29 protein-coding genes are annotated in these 24,648 nt (G+C 39.8%); 12 read left to right on the plus strand and 17 right to left on the minus strand.

Annotated elements, in window-relative coordinates; genetic code table 11:
* Positions 1 to 338: 338 nt before the first annotated feature.
* The 5 genes from J7J00_RS22695 to J7J00_RS22715 form a co-directional block, all read right to left on the minus strand.
* On the minus strand, positions 339 to 980 hold the full coding sequence (locus tag J7J00_RS22695) for a response regulator transcription factor (RefSeq protein WP_214794803.1): 642 nt from the start codon (positions 978 to 980) through the stop codon (positions 339 to 341).
* Positions 973 to 2,019: a sensor histidine kinase gene (locus tag J7J00_RS22700; RefSeq protein ID WP_214794805.1), complete on the minus strand. Its 1,047-nt coding sequence runs from the start codon at positions 2,017 to 2,019 to the stop codon at positions 973 to 975. Before J7J00_RS22700 ends, J7J00_RS22695 begins: the two co-directional genes overlap by 8 nt.
* A complete protein-coding gene (gene liaF, locus J7J00_RS22705; RefSeq protein WP_214794807.1) occupies positions 2,016 to 2,762 on the minus strand; it encodes a cell wall-active antibiotics response protein LiaF in 747 nt (248 codons plus the stop codon). Before liaF ends, J7J00_RS22700 begins: the two co-directional genes overlap by 4 nt.
* A 157-nt stretch (positions 2,763 to 2,919) precedes the next feature.
* The gene (locus tag J7J00_RS22710; RefSeq protein ID WP_214794809.1) at positions 2,920 to 3,555 is read right to left on the minus strand and encodes a PspA/IM30 family protein; all 636 of its coding nucleotides are present in this window, start codon (positions 3,553 to 3,555) and stop codon (positions 2,920 to 2,922) included.
* A 19-nt stretch (positions 3,556 to 3,574) separates the two neighbouring features.
* Positions 3,575 to 3,922 carry a lmo0954 family membrane protein gene (locus tag J7J00_RS22715; RefSeq protein ID WP_098373729.1) on the minus strand — a complete coding sequence of 116 codons (348 nt, stop codon included), beginning with the start codon at positions 3,920 to 3,922 and terminating at the stop codon, positions 3,575 to 3,577.
* A 133-nt stretch (positions 3,923 to 4,055) separates the two neighbouring features.
* On the opposite strand from J7J00_RS22715, the gene J7J00_RS22720 reads away from it, so the two are divergent.
* Genes J7J00_RS22720 through J7J00_RS22730 form a run of 3 tightly spaced genes read left to right on the plus strand, consistent with a single transcriptional unit; the run spans position 4,056 to position 4,810 of the window.
* Complete coding sequence (locus J7J00_RS22720; RefSeq protein WP_214794811.1) at positions 4,056 to 4,286, plus strand: hypothetical protein; 231 nt, start codon at positions 4,056 to 4,058, stop codon at positions 4,284 to 4,286.
* A complete protein-coding gene (locus J7J00_RS22725) occupies positions 4,222 to 4,470 on the plus strand; it encodes a hypothetical protein (RefSeq protein ID WP_214794813.1) in 249 nt (82 codons plus the stop codon). Before J7J00_RS22720 ends, J7J00_RS22725 begins: the two co-directional genes overlap by 65 nt.
* Positions 4,385 to 4,810, plus strand: coding sequence for a hypothetical protein (locus J7J00_RS22730; protein WP_214794815.1), 426 nt, complete (start codon positions 4,385 to 4,387; stop codon positions 4,808 to 4,810). Before J7J00_RS22725 ends, J7J00_RS22730 begins: the two co-directional genes overlap by 86 nt.
* A 52-nt stretch (positions 4,811 to 4,862) precedes the next feature.
* Here the strand turns inward: J7J00_RS22730 and J7J00_RS22735 are convergent, their stop codons facing one another.
* A complete protein-coding gene (locus tag J7J00_RS22735; protein WP_214794817.1) occupies positions 4,863 to 5,477 on the minus strand; it encodes a TetR/AcrR family transcriptional regulator in 615 nt (204 codons plus the stop codon).
* 173 nt (positions 5,478 to 5,650) lie between these two features.
* Here J7J00_RS22735 and kynU point away from each other — a divergent pair, with 173 nt between their 5' ends.
* The 6 genes from kynU (at position 5,651) to J7J00_RS22765 (ending at position 11,324) form a co-directional block, all read left to right on the plus strand.
* Positions 5,651 to 6,928 (plus strand): kynureninase, encoded by a 1,278-nt coding sequence (kynU, locus tag J7J00_RS22740; protein ID WP_214794820.1) that lies wholly within the window; start codon positions 5,651 to 5,653, stop codon positions 6,926 to 6,928.
* 89 nt (positions 6,929 to 7,017) lie between these two features.
* A complete protein-coding gene (locus J7J00_RS22745) occupies positions 7,018 to 8,439 on the plus strand; it encodes an amino acid permease (protein ID WP_214794822.1) in 1,422 nt (473 codons plus the stop codon).
* Between the two features lie 58 nt (positions 8,440 to 8,497).
* The gene (gene kynA / locus J7J00_RS22750) at positions 8,498 to 9,343 is read left to right on the plus strand and encodes a tryptophan 2,3-dioxygenase (RefSeq protein ID WP_396020601.1); all 846 of its coding nucleotides are present in this window, start codon (positions 8,498 to 8,500) and stop codon (positions 9,341 to 9,343) included.
* A 40-nt stretch (positions 9,344 to 9,383) separates the two neighbouring features.
* Complete coding sequence (kynB, locus tag J7J00_RS22755) at positions 9,384 to 10,010, plus strand: arylformamidase (RefSeq protein ID WP_214794826.1); 627 nt, start codon at positions 9,384 to 9,386, stop codon at positions 10,008 to 10,010.
* 203 nt (positions 10,011 to 10,213) lie between these two features.
* The gene (locus tag J7J00_RS22760) at positions 10,214 to 10,846 is read left to right on the plus strand and encodes a LysE family translocator (protein ID WP_214794828.1); all 633 of its coding nucleotides are present in this window, start codon (positions 10,214 to 10,216) and stop codon (positions 10,844 to 10,846) included.
* 142 nt (positions 10,847 to 10,988) lie between these two features.
* The gene (locus J7J00_RS22765; RefSeq protein WP_214794830.1) at positions 10,989 to 11,324 is read left to right on the plus strand and encodes a hypothetical protein; all 336 of its coding nucleotides are present in this window, start codon (positions 10,989 to 10,991) and stop codon (positions 11,322 to 11,324) included.
* Positions 11,325 to 11,438: 114 nt separating this feature from the next.
* On the opposite strand, the gene J7J00_RS22770 is transcribed toward J7J00_RS22765, so the two are convergent.
* Together J7J00_RS22770 and J7J00_RS22775 are read right to left on the minus strand one after the other, a co-directional pair.
* Entirely contained in the window at positions 11,439 to 12,290 is an 852-nt protein-coding gene (locus J7J00_RS22770; RefSeq protein WP_214794832.1) for an MBL fold metallo-hydrolase, read from the minus strand.
* A gap of 132 nt (positions 12,291 to 12,422) precedes the next feature.
* Positions 12,423 to 13,850: a phospholipase D-like domain-containing protein gene (locus tag J7J00_RS22775; RefSeq protein ID WP_214794834.1), complete on the minus strand. Its 1,428-nt coding sequence runs from the start codon at positions 13,848 to 13,850 to the stop codon at positions 12,423 to 12,425.
* Between the two features lie 210 nt (positions 13,851 to 14,060).
* Here J7J00_RS22775 and J7J00_RS22780 point away from each other — a divergent pair, with 210 nt between their 5' ends.
* A complete protein-coding gene (locus tag J7J00_RS22780; protein ID WP_214794836.1) occupies positions 14,061 to 14,507 on the plus strand; it encodes a hypothetical protein in 447 nt (148 codons plus the stop codon).
* Between the two features lie 565 nt (positions 14,508 to 15,072).
* On the opposite strand, the gene J7J00_RS22785 is transcribed toward J7J00_RS22780, so the two are convergent.
* Together J7J00_RS22785 and J7J00_RS22790 are read right to left on the minus strand one after the other, a co-directional pair.
* Entirely contained in the window at positions 15,073 to 15,621 is a 549-nt protein-coding gene (locus tag J7J00_RS22785) for a peptidoglycan-binding domain-containing protein (protein ID WP_214794837.1), read from the minus strand.
* 221 nt (positions 15,622 to 15,842) lie between these two features.
* Entirely contained in the window at positions 15,843 to 16,016 is a 174-nt protein-coding gene (locus J7J00_RS22790) for a hypothetical protein (protein ID WP_185151391.1), read from the minus strand.
* 220 nt (positions 16,017 to 16,236) lie between these two features.
* Between J7J00_RS22790 and J7J00_RS22795 the strand changes: the two genes are divergently transcribed.
* Together J7J00_RS22795 and J7J00_RS22800 are read left to right on the plus strand one after the other, a co-directional pair.
* A complete protein-coding gene (locus J7J00_RS22795; protein WP_214794838.1) occupies positions 16,237 to 17,010 on the plus strand; it encodes an alpha/beta fold hydrolase in 774 nt (257 codons plus the stop codon).
* Between the two features lie 26 nt (positions 17,011 to 17,036).
* Positions 17,037 to 17,669 (plus strand): DUF2238 domain-containing protein, encoded by a 633-nt coding sequence (locus J7J00_RS22800; RefSeq protein WP_396020602.1) that lies wholly within the window; start codon positions 17,037 to 17,039, stop codon positions 17,667 to 17,669.
* Between the two features lie 218 nt (positions 17,670 to 17,887).
* On the opposite strand, the gene J7J00_RS22805 is transcribed toward J7J00_RS22800, so the two are convergent.
* The 7 genes from J7J00_RS22805 to J7J00_RS22835 all read right to left on the minus strand — a co-directional run bounded on the left by J7J00_RS22805 (position 17,888) and on the right by J7J00_RS22835 (position 24,614).
* On the minus strand, positions 17,888 to 18,340 hold the full coding sequence (locus J7J00_RS22805) for a DinB family protein (protein WP_214794840.1): 453 nt from the start codon (positions 18,338 to 18,340) through the stop codon (positions 17,888 to 17,890).
* A 590-nt stretch (positions 18,341 to 18,930) separates the two neighbouring features.
* Positions 18,931 to 19,080 (minus strand): FbpB family small basic protein, encoded by a 150-nt coding sequence (locus J7J00_RS22810; protein WP_098372439.1) that lies wholly within the window; start codon positions 19,078 to 19,080, stop codon positions 18,931 to 18,933.
* Positions 19,073 to 19,240, minus strand: coding sequence for a Fur-regulated basic protein FbpA (locus J7J00_RS28965; RefSeq protein WP_098372440.1), 168 nt, complete (start codon positions 19,238 to 19,240; stop codon positions 19,073 to 19,075). Before J7J00_RS28965 ends, J7J00_RS22810 begins: the two co-directional genes overlap by 8 nt.
* On the minus strand, positions 19,161 to 19,772 hold the full coding sequence (locus J7J00_RS22820) for a flavodoxin domain-containing protein (protein WP_214794841.1): 612 nt from the start codon (positions 19,770 to 19,772) through the stop codon (positions 19,161 to 19,163). The genes J7J00_RS28965 and J7J00_RS22820 overlap by 80 nt, the downstream gene beginning before the upstream one ends.
* A 246-nt stretch (positions 19,773 to 20,018) precedes the next feature.
* Positions 20,019 to 20,621 (minus strand): nitroreductase family protein, encoded by a 603-nt coding sequence (locus J7J00_RS22825; RefSeq protein ID WP_214794842.1) that lies wholly within the window; start codon positions 20,619 to 20,621, stop codon positions 20,019 to 20,021.
* 54 nt (positions 20,622 to 20,675) lie between these two features.
* Positions 20,676 to 21,326, minus strand: a complete 651-nt coding sequence (locus tag J7J00_RS22830; RefSeq protein ID WP_214794844.1) for a DsbA family oxidoreductase — start codon at positions 21,324 to 21,326, stop codon at positions 20,676 to 20,678.
* Positions 21,327 to 21,578: 252 nt separating this feature from the next.
* Positions 21,579 to 24,614, minus strand: a complete 3,036-nt coding sequence (locus tag J7J00_RS22835; RefSeq protein WP_214794846.1) for an efflux RND transporter permease subunit — start codon at positions 24,612 to 24,614, stop codon at positions 21,579 to 21,581.
* Positions 24,615 to 24,648 lie beyond the last annotated feature (34 nt).

Consider the following 24,648-nt stretch of genomic DNA (forward strand, 5'->3'; position numbering starts at 1 on the left):
CGCCATTTTTATAGAACCCCGAAAATTGAAGCCGGTTTTTATAGAGTACATAAAGTAATGGGAAAATTGCCATAGCAACAATCCATCCACCCGTGGTATTCTCTACGGTTATACCAAAAATCGCATAGATTGAATTAATGATGAACCCCATTATCATTCCATAACGAAAATAATGGTGATTATCCGAAATAATTCTAAGATCACTCTTAACATCATTTCACCAGCCTTTTTCCCGTCCATAAAAAAAGGCTGCAATCAGCAACCTTGAAAATAACTTTACAGGATGGGATATTTACCTAAATATAACAAACTTTCCTCTATTGGTAAATAGACGCTCTTTACTCTTCTTCTTGAACGAGCGAATGTTTAAATGCGTAAATCACTGCTTGCGTGCGGTCCTGTACGGCAAGCTTACTTAATATATTGCTGACATGCACTTTGGCTGTTTTCAGGGCTATGTATAGTTCATCCGCTATTTCCTGATTCGTTTTCCCTTGTGTCATCAGAAGCAAAATTTCCATTTCACGGTTTGTCAATTGATCATGAAGCTGGGTAATCTTTGGACGACGCAACTTCTCCATCATTTTTCCCGTCACTTCAGGTTCAAGTACGCTTTGTCCCTGGAAAGTGGAACGGACGGCTCTCGCAATCTCGCTGGCCTTTGATGTTTTCAACATATAGCTCGTCGCTCCGGCTTCCAATGCAGGGTACACTTTTTCATCATCCAGGAAGCTTGTCACAATGATGATCTTTGCTTCAGGCCATTTTTCGATAATTCGTTTCGTCGCTTCTATGCCGTCCATTTCCGGCATCACCAAATCCATCAAAATGATATCCGGACGCAATTCCAATGCCAGTTCGACAGCTTTCAAGCCATTGTCCGCTTCCCCGATCACTTCGATATCCGGCTGTGCAGATAAATAAGCCGATACCCCTATCCTTACCATTTCATGGTCATCGACAAATAATACTTTAATCATCATGATCACCTCCAGCATTTAATAATGGGATTTTCACCTCAAGTTTGGTTCCTTTATTCGGAACGCTTACAAGTTGCATCGTTCCGCCTAATTCAACAGCCCGCTCATGCATGTTTTGCAGACCATATGATCCCGTTTTCGACTCCTTGACGTTAAAACCGATGCCGTCATCCGTTATCCGTAAAATGATCATCCCATCACGAACGATCAATAGCACTTCAAGCGAGTTCGCTTTTGCATGTCTCAGTGTATTGGAAATCGATTCTTGTAAAATCCGAAACAGATGATCCTCAATTCCCTTATCCAGAGTGACAGGCTCCATCTTCCAATTTATATCCATCGTCACTTTTTGGGCCAATTCCAAAAGAAGCTCCTTCATTCCTTCATGTAAAGATTTTCCCTTTAATGCAACAGGCCTCAAGTGAAGCAATAACGCCCTCATCTCAAGCTGGGATTGATGGATCATTTCTTCCACTACCTTGAATTGTTTCATTTCCGTTTTTTCCATATCGGATTGTGACTCGGTGATGGCCGACATGAACATCGAAGCGGCAAACAATTGCTGGCTCACCGAATCATGCAACTCCCGCGCCAAACGGTTTCGTTCCTGGGAAACGATTTCCTGGATCTGTTTCTCCTGATCTATGGCCTTTTCATTCGCCATTTTTTGTGATAATTTTGCCTGCTCATTGATTTGCTTATGGATTAGATGCATCCGTTCCACCATTTTAGCCATCTCTTGGACCGGATACGTCTCCTGTTGCGAAGGTAAGCGGCCCTGTTCAAGTAAGTACAGCCCTTCATCCACCCTTTCCAGCTGCCTCTTCCAAAACATTCCTGAAACGACTCCATAAATCAGCCCTACCGTCATGACCAGGCTTGGCAGGAATATGACGAAGGGTAAACCCATGACCACTTTCTCCCACAATAAGCTCCAGTCGGATAAAGGAAAGATGAAGAAAACCGCCGCCGGCAAGGCAAGGGAAAGAACGAAAGCAACACCAAGGGCAGTCAATATCTGCCGTGTCAGTATACTCATATCCGCTTCACCTCTAAATCCCCAACTAAGATTGAAGTGATGATATGGACCTTTTGATCCGTTTCATTGAACCCTTCCGTTTGGTAGGAATAAATTTGATTAAAGACCCTGGATTCAGGCTTATTTTCAAAAATCCTCGCTCTGCCTGCAATGACAGAATGATGGACCCTGATTTCGATGCCATATGGTACGAGAACAGTGATATTGCCAATGATATTCCTGATGGAAATGACAGCGTCGTCTTTCGGTAAAATCGTTTTGCTTAAATCGATAACCGTATCACCGATCCCGCCCTGAACATTCACGGAATTCCATTCATATACATGCTCGGCCGTCTGTTGATGACCGAAAAACTTATTTTTAAAAAGGTAATCGATTTTCAGCAATTGTTCCTTATTGATCTTTTCTTCTTCCGAATCATCATTGGTTAAAATGGGACTGACCCAATCAGGATTCTTTTTGGACTGATAATATAAAAACAAAAGATAAATGAGGATCGCCATTAGGAAAAATTTAAAGACGAACATATTCAAGACATTGATGATAAGCGAAATCAACCCTATAAAAAATAGGGTTTTCCCGATTTTCCGTTTTGTGAATTTCCTGCCTAAATAGATGCATCCTATTGAAAAAGCAAGGGAAAAAAGGAGACCTCCACCCGTAAATGCAATCTCCAAAAAAATCAGGACGACTCCGATGAGAAGTATCCATCCCATATAGTCCGTCTTCATCTTGTTCAACATCGGTTCGCCTCCCCTTTATATGATCACGATATTCTTAAAAGGCACAGGAACCCGTGCCTTTTAAGAATACCATGAAATTATCATGTTCTGACAGCCCGTTTTCCCCCGCCCTCCATTCCAAAAGGTCAGGGGATAACAGCGATGCCTTAAAAAACCTTTACGCCTCTTTCTGTTCCAATTCCTTTTCAAGCTGGACAATCCTGGAATCAATCGTATGCCGATTATAATCAGTATGGACCTGGTGCTCGATGCGATCTATATATTGCTCCATTTCTTCAAACATCGCTACCGGTTTGGCTTCGGATCTGCCCCCATCCAAAACCCGATTGATCCGGTTGTTTGCCCGGGCAATATTTTCCCTGCCCATCAGCTCCAGACGCTTTAGATGCATATCCTTCAGCTTATGCTTCATTTCTTCATATTTCCGCTCCAGTTCAGCCAACTGAACCTCTGCACTTTTATGCGCCTCCTTCAAACTTAGCGCTCGCTCTTCATAGTGCAGGCTTTCCTTTACAGCAAACTCCATTAAATCAATTTCTCCCGACTGCTTGGCAATCTCAGTCTGATGCTTACGCTTTTCAGCCAGATTTTGCGCTTGATTATATTCACGCGTAAACTCTTCTTTCAAAAGATATTGACGTTCAAGCAGCTTACCGACCTTTTCCGCCTCCTGCTCACATTGACGCAGATATTGATTTAACATTCCAATTGGATTTTTTTGCTCCTTTTTATCCAACAAGTCGTGAAAATCAGCCGAAATCGTTTGTTTCATTCTTGAAAATAAATTACCCATTCTAATTACATCCCTTCTATTAGTTCTTATTCAACTCTTTCCACTCTCTTTCAAAATTTGAGAATGGGTCATTTTCTTTCGATGATGCACTTTCATCATTTTCATTCCATTTTTTATAGACTAGGTAAAGAACATAAGCTGCCACCAATCCCAATATTGCCGGGATATGGGAAATAGAAATGATCAGCACGATAATAGAGACTGACCCCCATGCAATCTTGGCTCCTGTCGATTCGGACTTCATGAACTGCTTGAATCCAAAGTATAGGATCGCCAAGCAAATCGCCAGGCTGATCAATGGACCAACATTCGCCAGTAAAAAAAATAATGCGATCAGTCCTACAATAAATAAACCAAATTTCTTCATTGTTTTCGTCCTCCTTTCCTTGTTTATATCTTATCTACTTTTACAACTTCGTATAATGAGCCTTAGCTATATTTTCTAGTAAGACTTAAGGCGTAGACGCTATAAGTCCCACGCTAATAAAGGCGTTTTGATCGTGTGTTTGAGTGCTTTACTCGTGAGTTTGGATGGTTTACTCGTAAATTCTGCATCTTTACCCGTGAATTTGGGCCGTTTACTCGTGAATTCTGCGCCTTTACTCGTGAATTTGGAGGTTACTCGTGAATTCTGCGCCTTTACTCGTGAGTTTGGGCGGTTTACTCGTGAATTCTGCGCCTTTACTCGTGAGTTTGGGCGGTTTACTCGTGAATTTGGCGTTTACTCGTGAATTCTGCGCCTTACTCGTGAATTTGGCGTTTACTCGTGAATTCTGCGCCTTTACTCGTGAGTTTGGACGATTTACTCGTGAATTTGGGTGGTTTACTCGTGAGTTTGGGTGGTTTACTCGTGAATTCTGCGCCTTTACTCGTGAGTTTGAGTGCTTTACTCGTGAGTTTGGCGTTTACTCGTGAATTCTGCGCCTTTACTCGTGAGTTTGGATGGTTTACTCGTGAATTTGGCGGTTTACTCGTGAATTCTGCGCCTTTACTCGTGAGTTTGGGTGGTTTACTCGTGAATTCTGCTCCTTTACTCGTGAATATGGCGTTTACTCGTGAATTCTGCGCCTTTACTCGTGAATTTGGGCGGTTTACTCGTGAATTCTGCGCCTTTACTCGTGAGTTTGGACGGTTTACTCGTCAATTCTGCGCCTTTACTCGTGAATTCTGCGCCTTTACTCGTGAGTTTGGACGGTTTACTCGTGAATTCTGCCGGTTTACTCGTGAGTTTAGTGTTTTTGTTATAAATGCTTAATATAAAAAAAATCTTCCGATATAACCGGAAGATTGGTGAACTGCTATTATCATTACAAATACAAGCCTTCGACGTAAACTGAGGTGATGGTTTGGGCAATTTCTTCGACAGAACTTTGATGTTCGTTTCGGACAATTTCCCATAGATACATTTCATTTGTGAAAAACCAGCCTCTTGCCACTAACTCATGGTTTAGTTCAGCTCTTGCCAGCCCATTTTGCTGTGCATAGGCGACGTCCTTTGAAATTCGCTGAATGAATTTCATGCGGATCGCTTTCCATTTATCTGAAATAATGGTTGAGATCCCAATGGCCTGTTCGAAAACTTGCATCATATTGCGTTCGGCTTCTGCCATTTTCAAAAAAGCATTAGCTTGTCTGTTTATGATATGTTTTGCTTCGTCTTTTGATTTTGGAAAGAAAGATGTCTCGGCAATTTCATAAAATTGCTCCATTACATTTTCCATTAATACAATTAACAGATCCTCTTTCCCTTTAAAATGAACATAGGCCGTTCCGTATCCGATGTTTGCCCTTTTGATCATTTGGGAAATAAGCGCAGCTTGATAACCTTCTTCAAGAAATGTTGCCTTTGCAGCTTCTAATAACTTTTGCCGTGTCATGACCGAGCGTAAATGCCGTTTATCCCCTACTTTGCCATTCTCCATGCTTATTCCTCCCCTTATCTTCTAGCATAAAGGATTTCCATAAAATAAAAAACATTTGTTGGAAAGTTCGATTCAATGTTTATAATTTTCTGAATTAAATTATTGACATGATGTCATATTCTCTGGTACGATTCTCCTAGAATTATTTAGAATACTAATATAGGAGGATGATTATGGTTTCTGAATACACATTGGATCACGCTAAACAAATGGATGAGGAAGATACTCTTAAAGGATTTCGAGAAGAGTTTTATTTAAAGCCGGATTCCATCTATATGGATGGAAATTCATTGGGGCTTCTTTCGAAGAGGGCTGAACGCACTCTTTTGGAATCATTGGAAGATTGGAAGGAACATGGGATTGATGGATGGACGCAAGGGAATCACCCATGGTTTTTCATGGCTGAGAAATTGGGCGCGAAGTTGGCCCCATTGGTCGGAGCTTCTCCCGAGGAAGTTATCGTAACCGGCTCCACAACTGTAAATCTGCATCAGCTTGTTGCCACTTTTTATAAGCCTGAAGGTACGCGCACAAAAATTTTAGCAGATGAATTAACCTTTCCGACTGATATTTATGCTCTTCAAAGTCAGCTGCGTACACATGGATACGATCCGGAAACAGATCTCATCCGCGTCAAAAGTTCGGATGGCAGATTTCTTGAAGAGGATGACATCATCGAAGCAATGACCGATGACATCGCTTTGATCATCTTGCCAACAGTCCTGTATCGCAGCGGTCAAATATTGGATATGAAACGATTAACTGCTGAAGCTCATAAAAGAGGAATAGTAATCGGATTTGACGGATGTCATTCTATCGGTGCGATTCCGCATTCATTCAGCGAATGGGATGTGGATTTTGCGTATTGGTGCAATTATAAACATTTAAATGGCGGTCCTGGCGGTGTTGGCGGTTTATATGTAAATCGAAAACATTTTGGAACGATGCCTGGATTGGCTGGATGGTTCGGCTCCAAAAAAGATAAACAATTCGATATGGAACATACGTTAACACCAGCTGAATCAGCAGGCGCGTATCAAATTGGCACACCGCATGTGTTAAGTTGCGCACCTTTGATTGGGTCTTTGGACATTTTTATTGAAGCGGGAATCGAGAATATTCGCGAAAAATCCCTGAAAATCAATCAATATTTAATGGATTTAGTCGAATCCGAATTGGCAGACATGGGATTTTACATTGGAACTCCTAGAGAAGACATGCGCCGCGGAGGTCATGTAAGCCTCGAGCATAAAGAAGCTGCACGGATATGCAAGGCCTTGAAAGAGAACGGTGTCATTCCAGATTTCCGAGCACCAAACATCATTCGTCTTGCGCCGGTTGCACTATATACTTCCTACGCAGAAGTTTGGGAAGTTGTACAAATACTCAAGAAAATCATGTCAGAAAAACAATATGAAAAATTCAAGAATGAGCGTGAAGTGGTCGCATAACATGGAATTCCGCCAGATGGGGATCATCCCTCAAATGGTTAGTTAATTAAGCCAGGGTAAAATCTTTTTGGATAAAAAGGGGATGAACTATGGAGAACAAAAATACTCAATTGAACTTTAAAGATGAGCCAGAAAAAGGGTTAAAACGTGAGCTGGAAACAAATCAGCTTTCCATGATCGCGATGGGCTGTGCCATCGGGACAGGGTTATTCCTTGGCAGCGGGCTTGCCATTCAAGCGGCAGGGCCAAGTGTATTGCTCAGCTATGCACTCGGGGCATTCATTGTTTTACTGTTGATGGGCTGTTTAGCCGAAATGACGGTTGCCCATCCTACTTCCGGATCTTTTGGGGCAATTGCTGAAAAGTACATGACTCCAATGGCAGGCTATCTTGTCCGCTATTCTTATTGGATTGCCAATGTTTTGGCTGTTGGGGTTGAAGTAAGTGCAGTCAGCGTGTATATGAAGTATTGGTTTCCGACCGTGCCGGGAATCGTATGGATTTTTCTGTTTGCAGGTGCCCTGGTTTATGTAAATGCTACTAGCGTGAATACATTCGCTACATTTGAGTATTGGTTCTCCTTTATTAAAATAAGTGCCATTGTTGGTTTTATTCTTCTTGGATCCTATGTACTATTTGGTTCATCCGATCAGCCACATATAGGACCTGAGAACTTTGTAAACGAAGGCGGTTTTTTCCCATTTGGTTGGTGGGGAATGTGGGTAGCCGTATTTATTTCTTTATTCAGCTTTCTTGGAACCGAAATGATAGCGGTTACATCAGGAGAAGCAAAAGATCCGGATGCAGCTGTTCCAAAAGCCTTAAAAGCGACCGTGTTCCGTTTATCCACCTTCTATGTGTTGACAATCGGCATCATGTTGATGATCGTTCCGTGGAAAACGGCTGGGATCGAGGAAAGTCCATTCGTAAAAGTGATGGAAATCCTGAACATTCCTGGTGCATCCGGGATCATGAACTTTATTATTTTAACGGCTGCCTTATCTGCCATGAATGCCCAGCTCTATGCCTCAACACGCATGATGTTTTCATTAGCTCGCGGAAAACATGCACCTAGCTTTTTAGGAAAGTTAAACAAAAGGGGCGTTCCGGGAAAAGCACTTGCTGTCTCTACAACTGGGATTTTCATTGCTGCAGGCGTTCATGCGTTACTTCCTGGTTCATCCTATGCATTCATGATGGGGATTTCCATGTTCGGTGCTATGTTCACATGGCTCATGATCTTCATTTCCCATTTGTTTTTCAGGGTTAAATGGGAGAAAAGCGGCGGTCGCAAATTACCGGTAAGGATGATCGGTTTTCCCTATTTAACGATACTGGGAGCCGTTCTTCTATTTAGCTTAATGATTACAACATGGTTTACAGATTTCAAGATCATGCTTCAATTCGGGATACCTTGGTTACTATTTTTAGCTATTGCATATTTTGTTTCAAAAAGAAGAAATATTAACCATAATGTAATGGAAGAATCTCTGGAAAAGAAGATAGAATAGAATGACGGAATAAATAGTTTTGCATATGGAAAAGTGAGGGGATTTTGGAATGAAGAATATGGATAAAAATGAACAAACGATAACTGGTCTAGAGAAAGAAATTCAAACCGATTTTCAAAAATCGATGTCTTACGGAGATTATCTCCACCTTGATAAGATTTTAACTAGTCAACATAGATGTTCCGATCATCATGATGAAATGCTATTCATCATTATCCATCAAGCGAGTGAGCTATGGATGAAGCTCATTTTACATGAGTTGACAGCAGCAACTGAGTCCATCCGCCAAAACAAGTTGGAACCTTCGTTTAAAATGCTGTCGCGCGTTTCGAGGATCCAGCAGCAATTGATCCAGTCATGGAATGTCCTTTCAACTTTGACGCCGGCTGAATACATGGAGTTCAGGGATAAACTGGGGCAATCTTCCGGATTCCAATCTTATCAGAATCGTTTGATTGAATTTGCATTAGGAAACAAAAATGTCCATACGCTATCAGTCTATCAGCACCAAACGGATTTATACGAGCAAATGCAGCTGGCCCTTCATGAGCCAAGTATTTATGACGCGGCAATCAATGCTCTTGTGGCGCGCGGATTACCTATTGATCAAGAAGCCCTCAGCAGGGATTGGTCACAAAGATATGAACCAAATGCCAGTGTAGAAGAGGCATGGCTGACAGTTTACCGCGATGTTGAGCAATATTGGGACTTATATGAGCTGGGCGAGAAGTTAGTGGACATTGGCCATCAACAGCAATTATGGCGTTTTAATCATATGACCACGGTGGAAAGAATTATTGGTAATAAACAAGGTACTGGCGGATCATCAGGTGTAACGTATTTAAAAAGAGCACTGGATCAACACTTTTTCCCAGAATTATGGAGCCTAAGAACGAAGCTATAAGATATTCAAGAAACAGCCAGAAGAGATGGAGGTAAGGTGCATGGGGACATGGATTGATATTTCACAACGTCTGGATGAAAACGTTGCAGTTTGGCCTGGAGATACACCTTTCTCATACAAAGTCAATTGGAGTAAAGAAGAAAGTGGATCTGTCAATGTAGGTCAAATCAATATGAGTATCCACACCGGTACCCATATTGATGCTCCTTTTCATTTTGATGACGATGGAAAAAGAGTGATAGATTTGGATCTCGATTTATATATGGGAAGTGCCCGAGTTATCCATTTACCTAACAAGACAAGCATCGGTGTCAATGAATTATCCAGTATAGACCTGCAAGGCGTTACCCGTCTGTTAATTCGGACGGATGCATGGAATGATCGGAGTGTGTTTCCACAAACGATTCCTCATATCCAACCAGAATTAGCGGCATATCTTTCAGAACACGGCGTTCGTCTTATTGGTCTTGATTTACCATCAGTAGATCCATTGGATAGTAAAGAACTGTCTGCACATCATGAACTTGCCGGACATGGAATTCACATTTTGGAAGGTCTTGTACTAGACGGTATAGGACCGGGTAATTATCAGTTGGCAGCCCTCCCTCTTCCATTAGTTGAAGCAGATGGAAGTCCGGTACGTGCTGTGTTGAAAAAGTTACCCTAACAAAATTTTTTCAAAAAAACGAGCCAGATCAATAAATGATCTGGCTCGTTTTTTGTTTCATTAAACACCGTGTTTATTAGTCTAGCCGATTTCCCCTCTCCTGCATTGTCCTGAAATAATCATGACCATCAAATTTTTTCCCTAAACCAACTACATCTATGTTATAATTTTCAGAATTCATCACTAAGAGTGGAGGTCCGAATATGGAAAACTTTTATTTCTTCATCATCATGTGTATCCTTCTCATCATCTTACCTGGTCCAGATACAGCAATAGCCACAAGGAACACCGTTACCGTGGGAACGTCGGGTGGTTTTAAAACGATGTTCGGCACATGCTGTGCCCTGCTTATTCATACATCAGCTGCCGTGTTCGGACTTTCAGCAATCATTGTGAAATCCGCTTTACTATTTTCCATCTTCAAATATGTTGGTGCCGTTTACTTGGTATATATAGGCTTCAAAACCCTATGGGGGTTAAGGAATAAGCAAGTGGCCGCAGCGGCGGAAACGTCGGTCAAAAGTAAGTACGAAAACCAGTCTTGCTTTAAACAAGGGTTCCTTACCAATCTGCTGAACCCTAAAGTGGCCGTCTTCTTTTTAACGTTTCTGCCTCAGTTCGTGAATCCGGGAAATGATACGTTTTTACCCTTCCTGATCATGGGCATAACATATACCGTGTTAACTGCGTTGTGGTTTGTATTTTATATCTATCTGTTGAACCAGATCAGTGCTTTTATGAAAAAGCCTAGAACCCAAGCGATTTTCGAGGGTATAACCGGTGCGGTCTTGATTGGTTTCGGGATAAAGCTAGCTCTGGAAAAAGCTCATAATTAATTTGAACTGCACCCTAATCGTTAGACAACATCTAACAATTGGAGGTGCAGTTTTTATATTTTGGTTCTGATACAGGTGTAGCGATTTAAGTAATACAATAAAAAAACCATAATTTGGTGTTTTTATACAAGGAGAAAATGGCATGCCAACTATTGAAGTTAGGAAAACAAAGAATATCGGTTTAGGTTCACTTTCTTTTGCGCTATGTTTAATCGGAATAGTGTTTACCTTTCAATTTGGTGATAAGCCTTTCATTGGAGATCATATTTTAAATACTATCGGACTTAGCTTCTTGTTAAATGGAGGTTCAGGTATTCATTATACAATGTTCTATTCGACTATATTTTTCATCCCCTCCTTTATCATTGGTCATATTCATCCCGATAATAGAGGAGCAAAGGCAGGGAACATTATCTCAGGTTTCCTATCCATTCTTATTGTTTCAGTACTATTAACGATTATTATCGATTTTTTGTAGGGCTGTTGCGGAAAAAGGGCAAATAAAAGAGTATGAGCCCAATAATACCGAACCCATACCCCACCCAACCTTTATAATAAAGTGTTTAACTTTTTGGGTTCTTCAGTGCTTAAATCACTCAACATACCCATTCACGAAAAAGCCAATCGTTTCGAGCTCGTCCTCGGTTAAACCCCGCTTTAATTCTTTAGCCAGTTCCTTCTCCATTAAATCTCGGTTCCCCCGATGTTCGACCACGGTTCTGGCACATTCTTTCATTAACTTAAGCTCCGCCTCCATCTCCTGTCTCGTGCAAGGCCGAGCATGATGGGAGAGGATATATATTTCGGCATCATAGGCTTCAATTTTCTTAATGAGCAGTGAAGCCTGTTCAGCCGTATAATTCCATTTTTCAGCATAAAGATTGGCATAAAGGCAGTCTCCCAGAAATAGTGTTTTTTCTTCTTGTACATAAATGATGCAGGAATCTTTGGCATGGTCGCCGCCAACATGTTCAATGATACAGGTTATATTGCCGAGATCGATCGTCATCGTTTTTTCAAAGATGATATCAGGCAGGGGGAAGGTAATCTCTCTATTCGTCCCATGTTCCAATTTGATTGCATCGGCGCAAAAGGGAATCTCCGTCCCTTCTTCGACCCGTTGATCAAGGGCTTGATCTTCCCAGGAAAGCTGCTGCATATCTTTAATGTTTGTGTATGTTTTTTCCTGACAAATCACCGGAATCTTGATATTCTCCAGCCCGAATACATGGTCCCAGTGTGAATGGGTAAGAACGAGGAAATTCCCGCATCTATCATTCCGAAGCAATTCGTCCTTAAAGAGCTGTGCATGCCGGACAGAGTTACCGGCATCGATGATGAGCGTTTTCTTGTTTCCCGTAACGGCGGCAAGTACCGGGCGATCCGTTTCCTGAACTGGCGTCAGGTAGGCAATATGTTGCGATAGGTGCTGTAATGTTTGCATGTTTCTGTTCTCCTTACGATAGTTGTGATTAGCTTGCTCAAGTATAGCAAATTACATATGTATTCATAAGATAAACTCCGCGAAAGGTTAAAAAGACAACAATCACTCAGATTGCTGTCTTTTTGTCATCATTTAAATGAACCTATTCAAATATACCGTAATTTTCGAGAGGGCATTTAAAAAGGTGGCTTTAAAAAAAGACTCTTCCTTTTTCTGATCTTCAGGTGCTTCTATATATTTTTTATTGTCAGCAACGAGTGTACTATTCGAGATTTTCGACTCGATGGCTCCTGTCAACTGCGCTGCAAATGCTTCACTATCGATGACCACCATCGATTCTGTATTTAAAAAGGCAGATCGAGAATCCAAATTGTAGGAACCCACTGCACTTAATCGTTGGTCATAGACAACTGATTTACCATGCAAAGAATAAGGCTTTGAATATTCATAAAGCCTTGCCCCCGTCTCAACGATACGATCCCTAAGCGCTAAGTATCCGGAAAAAGCGATCACATTCGGGGTTGATGCCGTCGAGTTGGTAAGTATCGTCCAATCAGCCTTTGAATCCATCTTCTTCGGTACATATTCCTTTAAGGCATCCGCAGGAACAATATAGGGACTTTGGATAAGTACCGATTGATTGGCATTCGCCGCAATATCCAATAGAGATCTCCACACAAAAGGGTATTTATTGAAACGTTCGATTGGATTATGAATGAAGGACACTTTTTTAGTAGGTGTTGTAGCCTTGCTCCAATCGACGGCTGGATTAACGAAATCGGCATCAGTTTGTAAAGCTGCGCTGTATTGATTCACCAATGCATCTCTTTCACGTTTCCCTTTTTCCGTTTGCCTTTTCGAAAGGTCTGAAAAGACATCGCTCGTATACGGATGGTTCCATAATTCATTCAAATAGTCCTTCATTTCAACGATTACACTATCTTTTTCCTCTTTAGCATTGAAAATGAGTACATCCCTGTCATAGACATAATCCCTAGGCGGCTTGCTGGCTAAATACTTATCGGCGATATTTCTCCCTCCGATGATGCCCAACTTTCCATCTACAATGATGATTTTGTCATGAAGGCGATTATGCCAGGTCCACGGCTTAAATGGCTTAACGGTTTCGTAATATCTTAATTCAATGTTTTCATGCGAGGCCAATGCATAACGGGCACTGCTTAATTGGCCTCTGAGTCCATGAGATATTCCATCCAAAAGAATTCGGACTTTGACACCTCTGTCAGCCGCTTCGATCAAAGCTCCAATAATAAGTTCGGTTGATTTGCCTTTTCCAAAAGCATAGTAGGCAATATTGATTGAATGCTGGGCTTCCTGGATCATTCGCATCCGAGCGAGTCCCGACTCATAACCGTCTTCGAGAAGCAGGACACGATCCACGGTGGATTCCTTCTCACCCATATATGCACTCACATGTTTAATCGGCCTATTTTCTTTTTTTTCTGCTTTGGGGAAAAGAACCACTGCCATCACCACTACATAAAGGAAATATAATAGAAGAACGAGCAGAAATCCTATTATTGCCGTTTTTACAGTCATTGAGCACTCCCCCCTTCGCGATATTTTATTACTATTTGTAATATGCGAAGACTCTATTCAACATCTGCATGCCTGATAATTCTGACTAGTTAGCGACCGATGCCACTAACCCACTTTGCTTGATTCTAGGTGCACTTTTTTTCTTTTTAAATGTGACAAAGTGGTGAACATGAAAGCAGTTGCATAATATGATATAGAAGGAGGGATTTCATGCTTAAACAACCTGATAGAATAAGTATCTTCAATTATTGTTTTGCATTAGGGGTGTCAGAAGTTTTCTTTTTATCCAGCTTTTATCTTTCCATTCTTGACGTTTCATTATTTGCGATCGCTTTACCATGTTCCGCTTTATTTCTAATGTTCTCCTTGTACCTATTCCTTCGAACGCACAAAGAAGTAAAGACCTTACCCAACCAAGAGGAACGAAGAAGGGAAATTCATGCATTCTATCATCAATCTTTCGGGATTTTCGCGATCATTTTTTTCACTTTACTTTTAGTTGCTTTAGCCTTTATTCCCTCGCTGGAAAACGGAGGGCACTTCTATCTTCTTTATTGTTTACCGATGGCCTTGCTTTGTATGATTCCTTCGATTTTATCTTATAAAGGAATGAAATTATTCAAACTGGAAGCCGGCGGGAAATTAACGAAAATCTAATTATTTACCAAAAGCTTCGTTAATCCAAGAGCTCCCCAGGAAACTCTTGAATGTACGTAAAGAAACCATTCGATACTATTTCCATGTTTTTTAGTTGAATGTATAGGTAAAATGAGGATATAATAATGATAACTAACATATATAAAAAAAAAGACACTGGTTAAACCAGCGTCTTAATGAACAGCAAACTGCATAAAGAGCAGCGGCTTTCTGTGGTAAGTCAGTAGCTACTCAATCATGAAAGTAACCCTTTTTCTACATACATCTGGCCGGATGGTATGGAGGGGGTTACTTTTTTAATGTAACCGCGATTATTGCGACGATTAAAGAGGCGAATGAAATCATTAGCATCAGTCCGTCCATAATAGAAATCACCAGCGACACCCCCTTTCTAAAAAGGAGTGACCGCTGCCCACTATACCAATTGCTGTCCATTTACTATTATATCTATATTTACTTGTTATTTATAGCCAAAAATAGATGTATTTAGTCTTCTTATTATAACCATGCTTTACATAAAAAAAATCCCACATAAAGTGAGAACATTCTTTGCATGTATATCCCTTTATTGTTCCACTACACGGCCATCTTTATAAATGTTGAACCACCCAATCGTTCCTGTGCCGCCTTGATCGATCCAATCTTTATTAGCAGCTTTAAAATTGTAATATGATTTTCCTTTGCCATCTTTCAGCAATCTGCCATCACCGCTGAATATGATCTTGTTACCCAGCTTCTTCTTCCCTAACGCAATCGCGTCTTTCTCCGTAAACTGTTTTCTTTCCACCTTATTTTCATCTAAAGCAGCCCATGTCAGCGGACCGACGATACCATCTGAACTCAAGTTATGATCCACTTGAAACTCCCTTACCACATTTTGTGTTTGGGTACCGAAAATCCCATCAACGCCTACATTATATTTAACATCTTTAAGGCTTTGCTGTAAGTCTCTTACATAACTCGAACGTGAGCCTTTCCTGAGGGTCGGGCGCGTTTCCGCCTTCGTTTCGATTTTCTCCTTTGTTGCTGCGTGGGTAATTGAAGTTCCCGCTCCTAGTGGGGCCAACATCAGGGCTACTGTTGGAATAATGACCAATAATTTTTTCTTCAACACATATAACCTCCATTCATTTAATCACTCCGGCAGGTTTCTGAAACTTTCCTTGGAGCCCATTTATTATAACGTATGGAGTTATTTTATTGGTGTTTTATTACTTAAATTATAAAAAATGGTAAATAGTATCCATAGTGTGCATTAAGCTTATATGATGGAGGTCCCTTTTCTTGTCTAAAACAATATAATCCCCAAAAGGGGATTATTTTGTTTTAGTGACTTTATGGCTGTTGTTGATTCTGCCCTTGCATCCCAGTTCCCATGCCCATCAAGTTAGTGGCAAGCGGCACCATATTTTTCATTTTCCCGCCATTTCCACTCAACATCTGATAAGTAGCAATACCTACTCCGACCGAAGCGACAACTGGTAAAATTTTATTCATATTAGCCTTCATCTTAATCACCTTATTTTATATATTTTTGTTCATTTCTTGAACTCTTATATCTTGTTCAAAAAAAACCAAAAAATTCAAGATGATTGTAACCGAAACAAATAGTTATAAAAATACGTTTTAAAGGGAAAATTCTTTCAGGAGAGATATTAGCACTCTTCGAATGGGAATTTCATTTTCAGTGCTAGTGGAAAATGATTTAAGATTATTGAGGTGAATATTCATGCCAATGTTAGATGTGGAAGGTATTAGCTTGTATTATTCTGTTAAGGGAAACGGTGTTCCTATTGTTTTTATTCATCCTCCAGTACTGACAAGTGTGAATTTCCAATACCAAATGGAGAAATTATCCGAAGAGTTCAAAGTTATCACTTTTGATATTAGGGGCCACGGAAGAAGTCAGTATTCAAGACTGCCAGTAACCTATCCCCTGATTATAGAAGATATCAAACATCTGTTGGATCATTTAAAAATAAAAAAAGCTATCATATGCGGATACTCGACCGGCGGCTCCATCGTATTGGAATATTTGCTGACCTGTGCCGATAGGGCTCTAGGAGGCATTGTAATAGGTGGAATGTCAGAAGTGAGGGATAAATATTTAAATCAAAAGATTTCTTTAGGAATATCACTTGCAAATAAAGACGCAGTTCCAATTCTTGCGCTTTCCATTTCATGGAGCAATTCAAATACCGAAAAGTTGTTCTACAAAATGTTTAATGAAGCCCTAAAGGGAGATGCTAGAAACATCGAGCAGTATTACCATTATAGTTTGCATTATAACTGTACCCACCAGCTAGAGAAAATCAACCTGCCCATTTTACTGATCTATGGTAAAAAAGATAAACCATTGCATCATTACGCTAATTTATTGCATGAAAAATTGCCGTGTACGGAATTAAAATTCATTGATCATGCTAAGCATCAGATCCCTACAAAAGCGGCTAATGATTTAAATGAAAGCATTAAGCATTTTATCCATACACAAACTGTTTGATTCTATCATCTGATAAATTTAATGGAGTGAAAAAATTGGAAAGAAACAAAAGTATACTGATTCATTTAATATTACTATTGCTAGTCACTGCCGTTTTTATTTGGTCAGTCATTAAGCCTGAAGGATACTTGATATGGACAATGGAAGTACTTCCTGCCGTTGTGTTTCTGATTTTTGTACTTGCTACATATAATAAATTCCGCCTCACTACATTATCCTATTTCATTATTGCCGTTCTTTCAATCACCATGTTCATCGGGGCCCATTATACGTACTCAAAAGTCCCTTTATTTAATTGGCTAAAAGATCATTACGATCTAACCCGGAACCATTATGATCGGTTCGGGCATTTCCTAAAAGGTTTATTTGCGATTGTGATTAGAGAAATAGTAATACGTAAAACCCCACTAACAAAAGGACCGTGGTTATTTGCTGTTACCTTAAGTTTTGCTCTTGCCATTGGAGCCTTATATGAAATCATCGAATGGATAACTGCCATCATTTCAAAAGGCGGAAAAACTTCAAAAGAATTTTTAGGAACACAAGGTGATATCTGGGACGCACAATGGGATATGTCGTTAACATTAATCGGCTCTATCCTTGTATTGTTTACCTTGTCCAAACTTCATGACAAGCTGTTGCGAAAAGTGAAAAATTAAGAAGAAAAAAAGATGTAATTATGTGTCAGACCTTCAAACAAAAACTGTAAAGGCCTAAAGGTATTACAATCAGGATTCATGAAGCCTTTTAATATCTGTACTGAATTTTAACGATGACATCTTCCCTTCTTATCTAACAAGATATAATCTCCCATTTCCCTTTAAAGAAAGGCTCTGAAAAATGGATAAATTAAAAAATTAGTGACCTATATAGATCACTATTTTTTAATTAGAATTTGATTGTTAAAATGATGTTCCATATGTTCTAGATAATCTTTTATTAGCCACTCCAATGATTTTTGTTGATTATTTCCTATATCACAAAGATTAGATAATCTATCATTTGGTGTATTCGTTATTATATGTATGATTTGCTTATTTAGAGCACAAAAAAGGTTAACTACCTCATCCATTGGTCGCTCTTGATAATTCTGAACTAATACCCATTGGTCTTGATTATATGATTGTATAACATATGGCTGTTCTTCGTACTGAATCTTGATAAACCTATTCATATTGTTCAATGCAGAATCGCATAGATGTCCTAAAATCTCTTTTTTGGACCATTTGTGTGGCATTGGTCGATGATTTAATTCTTTTTCTGTCATCCGGTTGAACTCTTCAGGTATAAAACCTATCCAATGATTGATTCCATCTATTACATTTTCCATTGTGGAACTCCCCCTAAGTTTTTTTGCGTAAGGATTTTTATTCGGCAATCAACTGGAAAATTCCTTCTTTCAAATAATCTGCACGGTTTGTTGAATATGGAATCAACATCTTTCAATGACAGACCCAAAAGAAAAAACCGAAATCAACAAAAGGATTTCGGTTCAGACTGTAGAGTTTTACATGCAGTTGTTTTCTAAAAGACGTGCCAGTTGATTTCAGAAATCCGCTCCCTTTCCGCCGACTGTCTGCCAAGCCTCCTCAAAGCAAGCGTCACCGGGGTCTCGGCTAGCCATTATTTCGGCAGGAGTGTCGCAAATTTCTTCATCCAATAGGGGTTACAGTAAAATAACATCAAGGATCATCTAGCCTTGTTTTAAAATCATGGTTCGGGATGAGACCCTCCTACAGTTTTTTCTTTAAATACAGTCCAGTTGATTGGAGCGGGTGTTCGAGACTCCTGCGGGGAAAGCGAGTGCCTAGAGTGGAAATCAACGTTCAAATTTCATAAACCCTCAAAAAAACATCTGAACCTCATTTTATCGACTGAACCGAAATCGAACAATGGTCTTCGGTTTTCATTTTTAACGAGTCATGATTGTACTTGCTTACTTCCCTTTTTTTCATTGATAGCTTTTTGGTCGATTTTTGTATAGATGCGTTCCACTTCCATTTTGTCATGCAACAGAAGTTCGCGGTTTTCTTTTAGCAGTTCAGTATAAGATTTCCTTCTCCTAGACATTTTTTAATTCACCTCTCAAGTGATTGAATTCCTTCTGTAAAACAACTATCGGAAGCTCGTATAGTTGCTTATTATATTTTTTAAAAATCCCTAATTTCAGAAGTTCTTGTATAAGTTCCTCTTTTTTTGCTTCTGCCTTTGAACTTAATTGGGTAATCATCAAGGACCCTCCTTAACAAAAATGCTGACTTTTGGTATTTTGGGCTGCCTAGCATCCGATCCCACATGAAGAATCTCCACTTCTTCCTATTGCTTCCCCATATAAGGGCATGCTCTGCAAAGTCTTCACTTTTCCTTAATTGTTCGTACGTACTGCTTTCATGGTGTATTTTCAATACTCGATCATAAACATCAAATCCACATTGCTTCATTTTATCGGAAAGGATATCCATCGCGGCGCAAGGTTTCGAATGGGTCAAGTCGCCGGCACCAAAGAATGCGACTTTCACTCCAGCAAAGTCCACTTGGTCCATTTCTTCATAAAACTCGTGTGCTTCATACGGTAAATCTTCAAGATTCCATGTATATAAACCAATAAAGGCCAAATCAAAATCCTTTAATGCATCAACTTCAACAGTATCCAATCTTTCCATATATACTTCACAGCCGACAGCCTTCATTCTATTCTTTATGTTTATAGCCATTTTCTCGGTATTACCGGATAAACTGACATAACCAATGAATACCTTCATCTATATCACCTTCTAATTGAGAATTACTTTCATTACACACTTCACTATAAATGAAAATGATTCTCATTGTCAATTATTTACCTCCGCTATTATTTGCAGGATGAATATCAGGAACGAATATTTTCGCTTTACCTTCCCTGTATCTGTAATGCTGCTGGAACGTTTCTTCAAAAAAAGAGCACGTTTTACTCATTAAGAGTAAACGCGCTCTTGGTTAATCTAGTATCCCAACCCTAAATCTTTGAATTAATAAAATTTCACAATATCTTCGAAAGGTAGGAACGTTTTATCTCCTGGTTGTTCATTCGGCTCACCAAATGGCATTTGAGCTATCAACGACCATTCCCCTGGAAGATCCCAAGTCTTCATCACTTCTTCATCAATGATTGGATTATAATGTTGTAAAGATGCCCCTATACCTTCCGCTGATAAAGTCATCCATATTGCATACTGAAGCATAGCATTTCCTTGATGGGACCAATATGGAAACTGTTCTTTATAGGAGGGTGCTTTTTCTTGCATTTGTTCTATTGTTTTTTGATTTTCAAAGAATAGAATGGTACCCACTCCATCACGAAATCCTTGTAATCGTTCTACTGTTGCCGCAAAGCTCTCTTCCGGAACACGGGAACGAAGTGTTTCTTTTACAATATCCCAGAACTTTTCATGCTCGTCATCCATCACTACCACCACTCGTCCACTTTGCATATTAAATGAAGTTGGTGCATGTAAAGCCGTTTTTAATACTTCATTAATTCTTTCTTTTGTAATATTTTCGTTCTTTTTCACCTTACGGATGGAACGACGATTGATAATTGCTTCTTTTAAATTTGTTGTAGTTGCTGACATTTTTATTCCTCCAAATTATGATTTATTTAATTTCATTTAATCCTCAAATGGCTTTTAGCAATTTCCCTTACCATCACATTGCAAGCCATCAAATTCATTCCGTTTATTTTTTGCTTCTTCCTTCTCAATGACTTGCGCTAACCTTTCTTTGCTGGCTAGTCCTTGAATAACTTCATCACCAATAATAAACGTCGGGACAGCCCTGATATCTGCTTCTTCATAAGCATGTTTTAGTGCTTCTTGGTGCACTTCCCGATACTTTCGTGACACTAATGCTTCTCTAAAGGCATCTACGGGAAGTTCAACTTCACCCGCTAATTTTGTCAATACTTCAATATCTTCAATATTTTGTTCCTCTTGAAAAAATGCTGTAAAGACTCTGTTGTGGAACTCGTTCCCTTTTCCGTGCTCCTTTGCAAAATGGCACCCTTCGAACGCCAAATGTGTATATGGATGCGGGGAGACACGGGGTAAACGCATATCCACTCCTAGTTTCTTCGCAGCAGGAAGAATGTAAGAATCCCATGAATTCAACTTATCGGGTTCATTCCATGGATCAATTTTGGAATATGGACTCGGACGCAATTCAAATGGCATCCATTCCACTTCTACATCCTTTTCCTTCACGATTTCGTCCAAAGGACCTTTACCTAAAAAACAAAATGGACATATAAAATCAGAATACGCTTTAATTTTCACTGTCATCATATATTCCCTCACTTTTCATCATTGGCTAAACTTGTAATCGAATCAGTTACAATACAGACCAAAAAAATATTAATATAAGAACATTGCATTTAGTAACTGCACAGCCGATTGTATCATCCTCCGCTGTAACCATTCTAGTTACAGGTTAAAAGAAAGTCAACCATTATTTTAAAAAAACGAAAAAACAAGTACTATTTTAGAAAAAAAGTTTGTAAAGAAAGCGTTGCTTTCTCTACAAACTTTTTATTATTACATCTCGATTTGTTCGTTAACGGGTTCTCTCTTTTTCTTTCTCTGTTTTTTCGATTTTTTATAGTACAGCAATTCGTATATACATGGAATGACGATAAGTGTGAGCAGTGTAGACACAGCTAGTCCGCCAATGACAACGATCGCTAAACTTTGTGAAACCAAGCTTCCTGTTTCCGCTTTTTTATATAAAAGTGGCAGCATGGCACAAATCGTTGCTACAGCCGTCATAATGATTGGACGGAATCTTGTAGCTGTCGCTTCGACGATTGCATCACGGATAATCATTTTTTCTTCGTTTTGTTTGACTCGATCCAGAAGCACAATCGCGTTTGTCACAACAATTCCAATTAACATGAGAGCACCCAGCAGTGCTGTAATATCGACTGGAATTCGACTGATAACCAATCCTAATACCGCTCCAATGGCAGCGAATGGCAAGGAAAATAGAATGGCGATCGGTGCTTTGATCGATTTGAATGTTATAACCATGATTAAAAAGACAATGCCGATTGATATTAACATAGTAAGGAACAAATCGGAAAAATCGTCTGTTTGCTGAGCACTGGCTCCCCCGACTAGGATATCTACATCATTCGGAATAACAAGGCCTTTGTTCTCTTTATCTCCAAATATCTCAAGATTTATTTTGCTAGCAATATCGGAAAGCTTAGTCGGATCGACCGTTGCCGTCAATTGAAGATACGTTTCCCCATCTTTATGGAACTGCGTTGTTGCACTTTCTTCGCTCTTTAAAGAAGCGACCTTTGACACTGGGGTTAGACCGCCATCTGTCATGATTGGAATGCTTTTTAAATCCTCTGGTTTTTTAGGATCTAAAATTGGTTCAAGGACGACAGGTGTCTGCTTATCCTGTAAAATTATATTTCCGATAGGCGTTTTATTTAGCATGATACCTAATTGTTGACCTATTTGTTCTGTATTGCCTTTAGCCGGATCTACCTTGAATGAATATATGGTTTTCTTTTCGTCTTGGTTCGTTGTTACTTCTTCAATTCCTTTAATATCCTTTATACTTTCTTTGACCTTATTGCCCGTCAGTTCCAAATCTTCAACATTACTGCCGATCACATCTATCGTAATGTTCGTCTTTGATGCCCCCATCATAAATGAAGAGGCGGTGGCCGTAAGCTTCGCATCAGGATAGTTTTCCTGTTCCTTTTCCATTTTTTTCAGGATCGTATCTACATTTGCTTTATCCTTTACCAGGATGCCGAAAATCGCTTCTGTAGGTGATGTGACTTCGCCATATTGTGCTGATTCGGCAGAGTTGCCTAATTGCATGAAAATATTATCCACTTCACTCATACCCTGTATCGTTTCTTCGAGTTCAATCGCTTTTTCCTTCACTTTTTCATAGGGCTGATCATTTGGATAAGTTAATGTCACGGAGACATAGTCTGCTGAAGAATTATCAATCGCCCCTTTTGGCATGGCAAAATATGTACCAATGGAACCGACGAACAACAGCATAGCAACAATCAAGACAACCCATTTATGGTTCAGTGACCAAGTAACCAGCTTGGTAAAACGCTTGGCCGGGCGATGCTTTGGCAGCTCCGTCCTTTTCAGCAATCCTGCACTCATTAACGGAACGACCGTTAATGCCACGATTAAAGAAGCCAGCAAAGAATACGTGACAGTCAAAGCGAAAGGAAGAAGAAACTCTTGAAGCCCTCCATTCAATAAAGCAACCGGCAAGAAAACGGCTACAGTCGTTAGGGTTGAAGCTGTTATCGCCACTCCCACTTCTTTAGTTGCATCCATTACCAATTCAATTGAAATCTTCTCCTGCTGCATTTTCCGGAAAATATTTTCAATAACAACAATACTATCGTCCACCAAGCGCCCGATCGCTACAGCGACACCGCCCAGCGTCAAAATATTCAGCGTCACTCCCGACAATGACAGCAAAAATAACGTAAAGCCAAGAGATAGCGGTATGGATACGATTGTAATGAATGTAGATCGTACATTCCGTAAAAAGACCATGATTACAATCGTGGCGAATAGCGCACCTAGCAGAACCTCTTTTACCATCGTCTGAACGGAAGTCTCCACCATATCAGCTGTAGATAAATAAATGGTCGATTTCTGGTCACTATACTTTTCATTAATTTCTTTAGCTACTTTTTCAACCTCTTTACTGATTGTGACAGCATTTGATTGACTGTCCTTGATAATGCTTAAATCAATGCTTTCCTTTCCGTTAAAACGACTGATAAGGTTGCCATCCTTCGCTTCTTCAACTTTTGCTATCTCTCCAAGTGTGACATTTGGAGTGACCTTTAACGCTTTTAATTTTTCAATACTTGTTAAATCCCCGATAACCTTGATGTTACTTGCCTTCCCATCAATCACTTTTTCGCCTACGGCCAAAGCTGCATTTTGACCGTTAAGGACGCTCATGACATCTTGAATGGAGACTTTCTTTTTAGCCAATTCTTCATTATCCACTTTGACTGAAAGAACGGATTGGGAAACTCCAAATGTCTGTATATCCGAAACCCCTTTAATATCTTTATACAGAGGCTCTAATTCTTTCTTGGTAAAGTCTATATTTTCAGCTGTTAATCCATCCTTAAAAGTAACGGAAACAAATGAAATGGGAATCATAGATGTATTTAACTGTGTAACAGTAGGCTTAGTCATGCTTTGTGGCAATGCTACACTGCCTAAAGCCTCTTGAACATCAAGTTTCGCTTGTTTCATATCCGATCCGGCTTCAAAGAATAGATCTACTTTTGAAAATCCATCTCCCGTTGTGGAGTATATTGAGCTCTTTCCCTTAACTCCAGTGACTGCTCTTTCAATCGGATCTGTAACTTGTGCTTCCATCGTTTTCGAATCGGTGCCCTGCCCCATTGTGATAATCGTAACTTGAGGATTATCAGCAGATGGTAAAAATTCCATCGGCAGTTTAAAATAACTGAAAACTCCTATCAACAAAATAAATATGGTTACCAATGATACGGCAGCCTTGTTCTTAAATGACCACTTAGTAAAAAACTCCACGTACAAATCACCCCTGAATATAATTTATAAGAAA

It is taken from the genome of Bacillus sp. ISL-4 (genome assembly GCF_018613275.1).
GTDB classification, from domain to species: Bacteria; Bacillota; Bacilli; order Bacillales; family DSM-1321; genus Peribacillus; species Peribacillus simplex_E.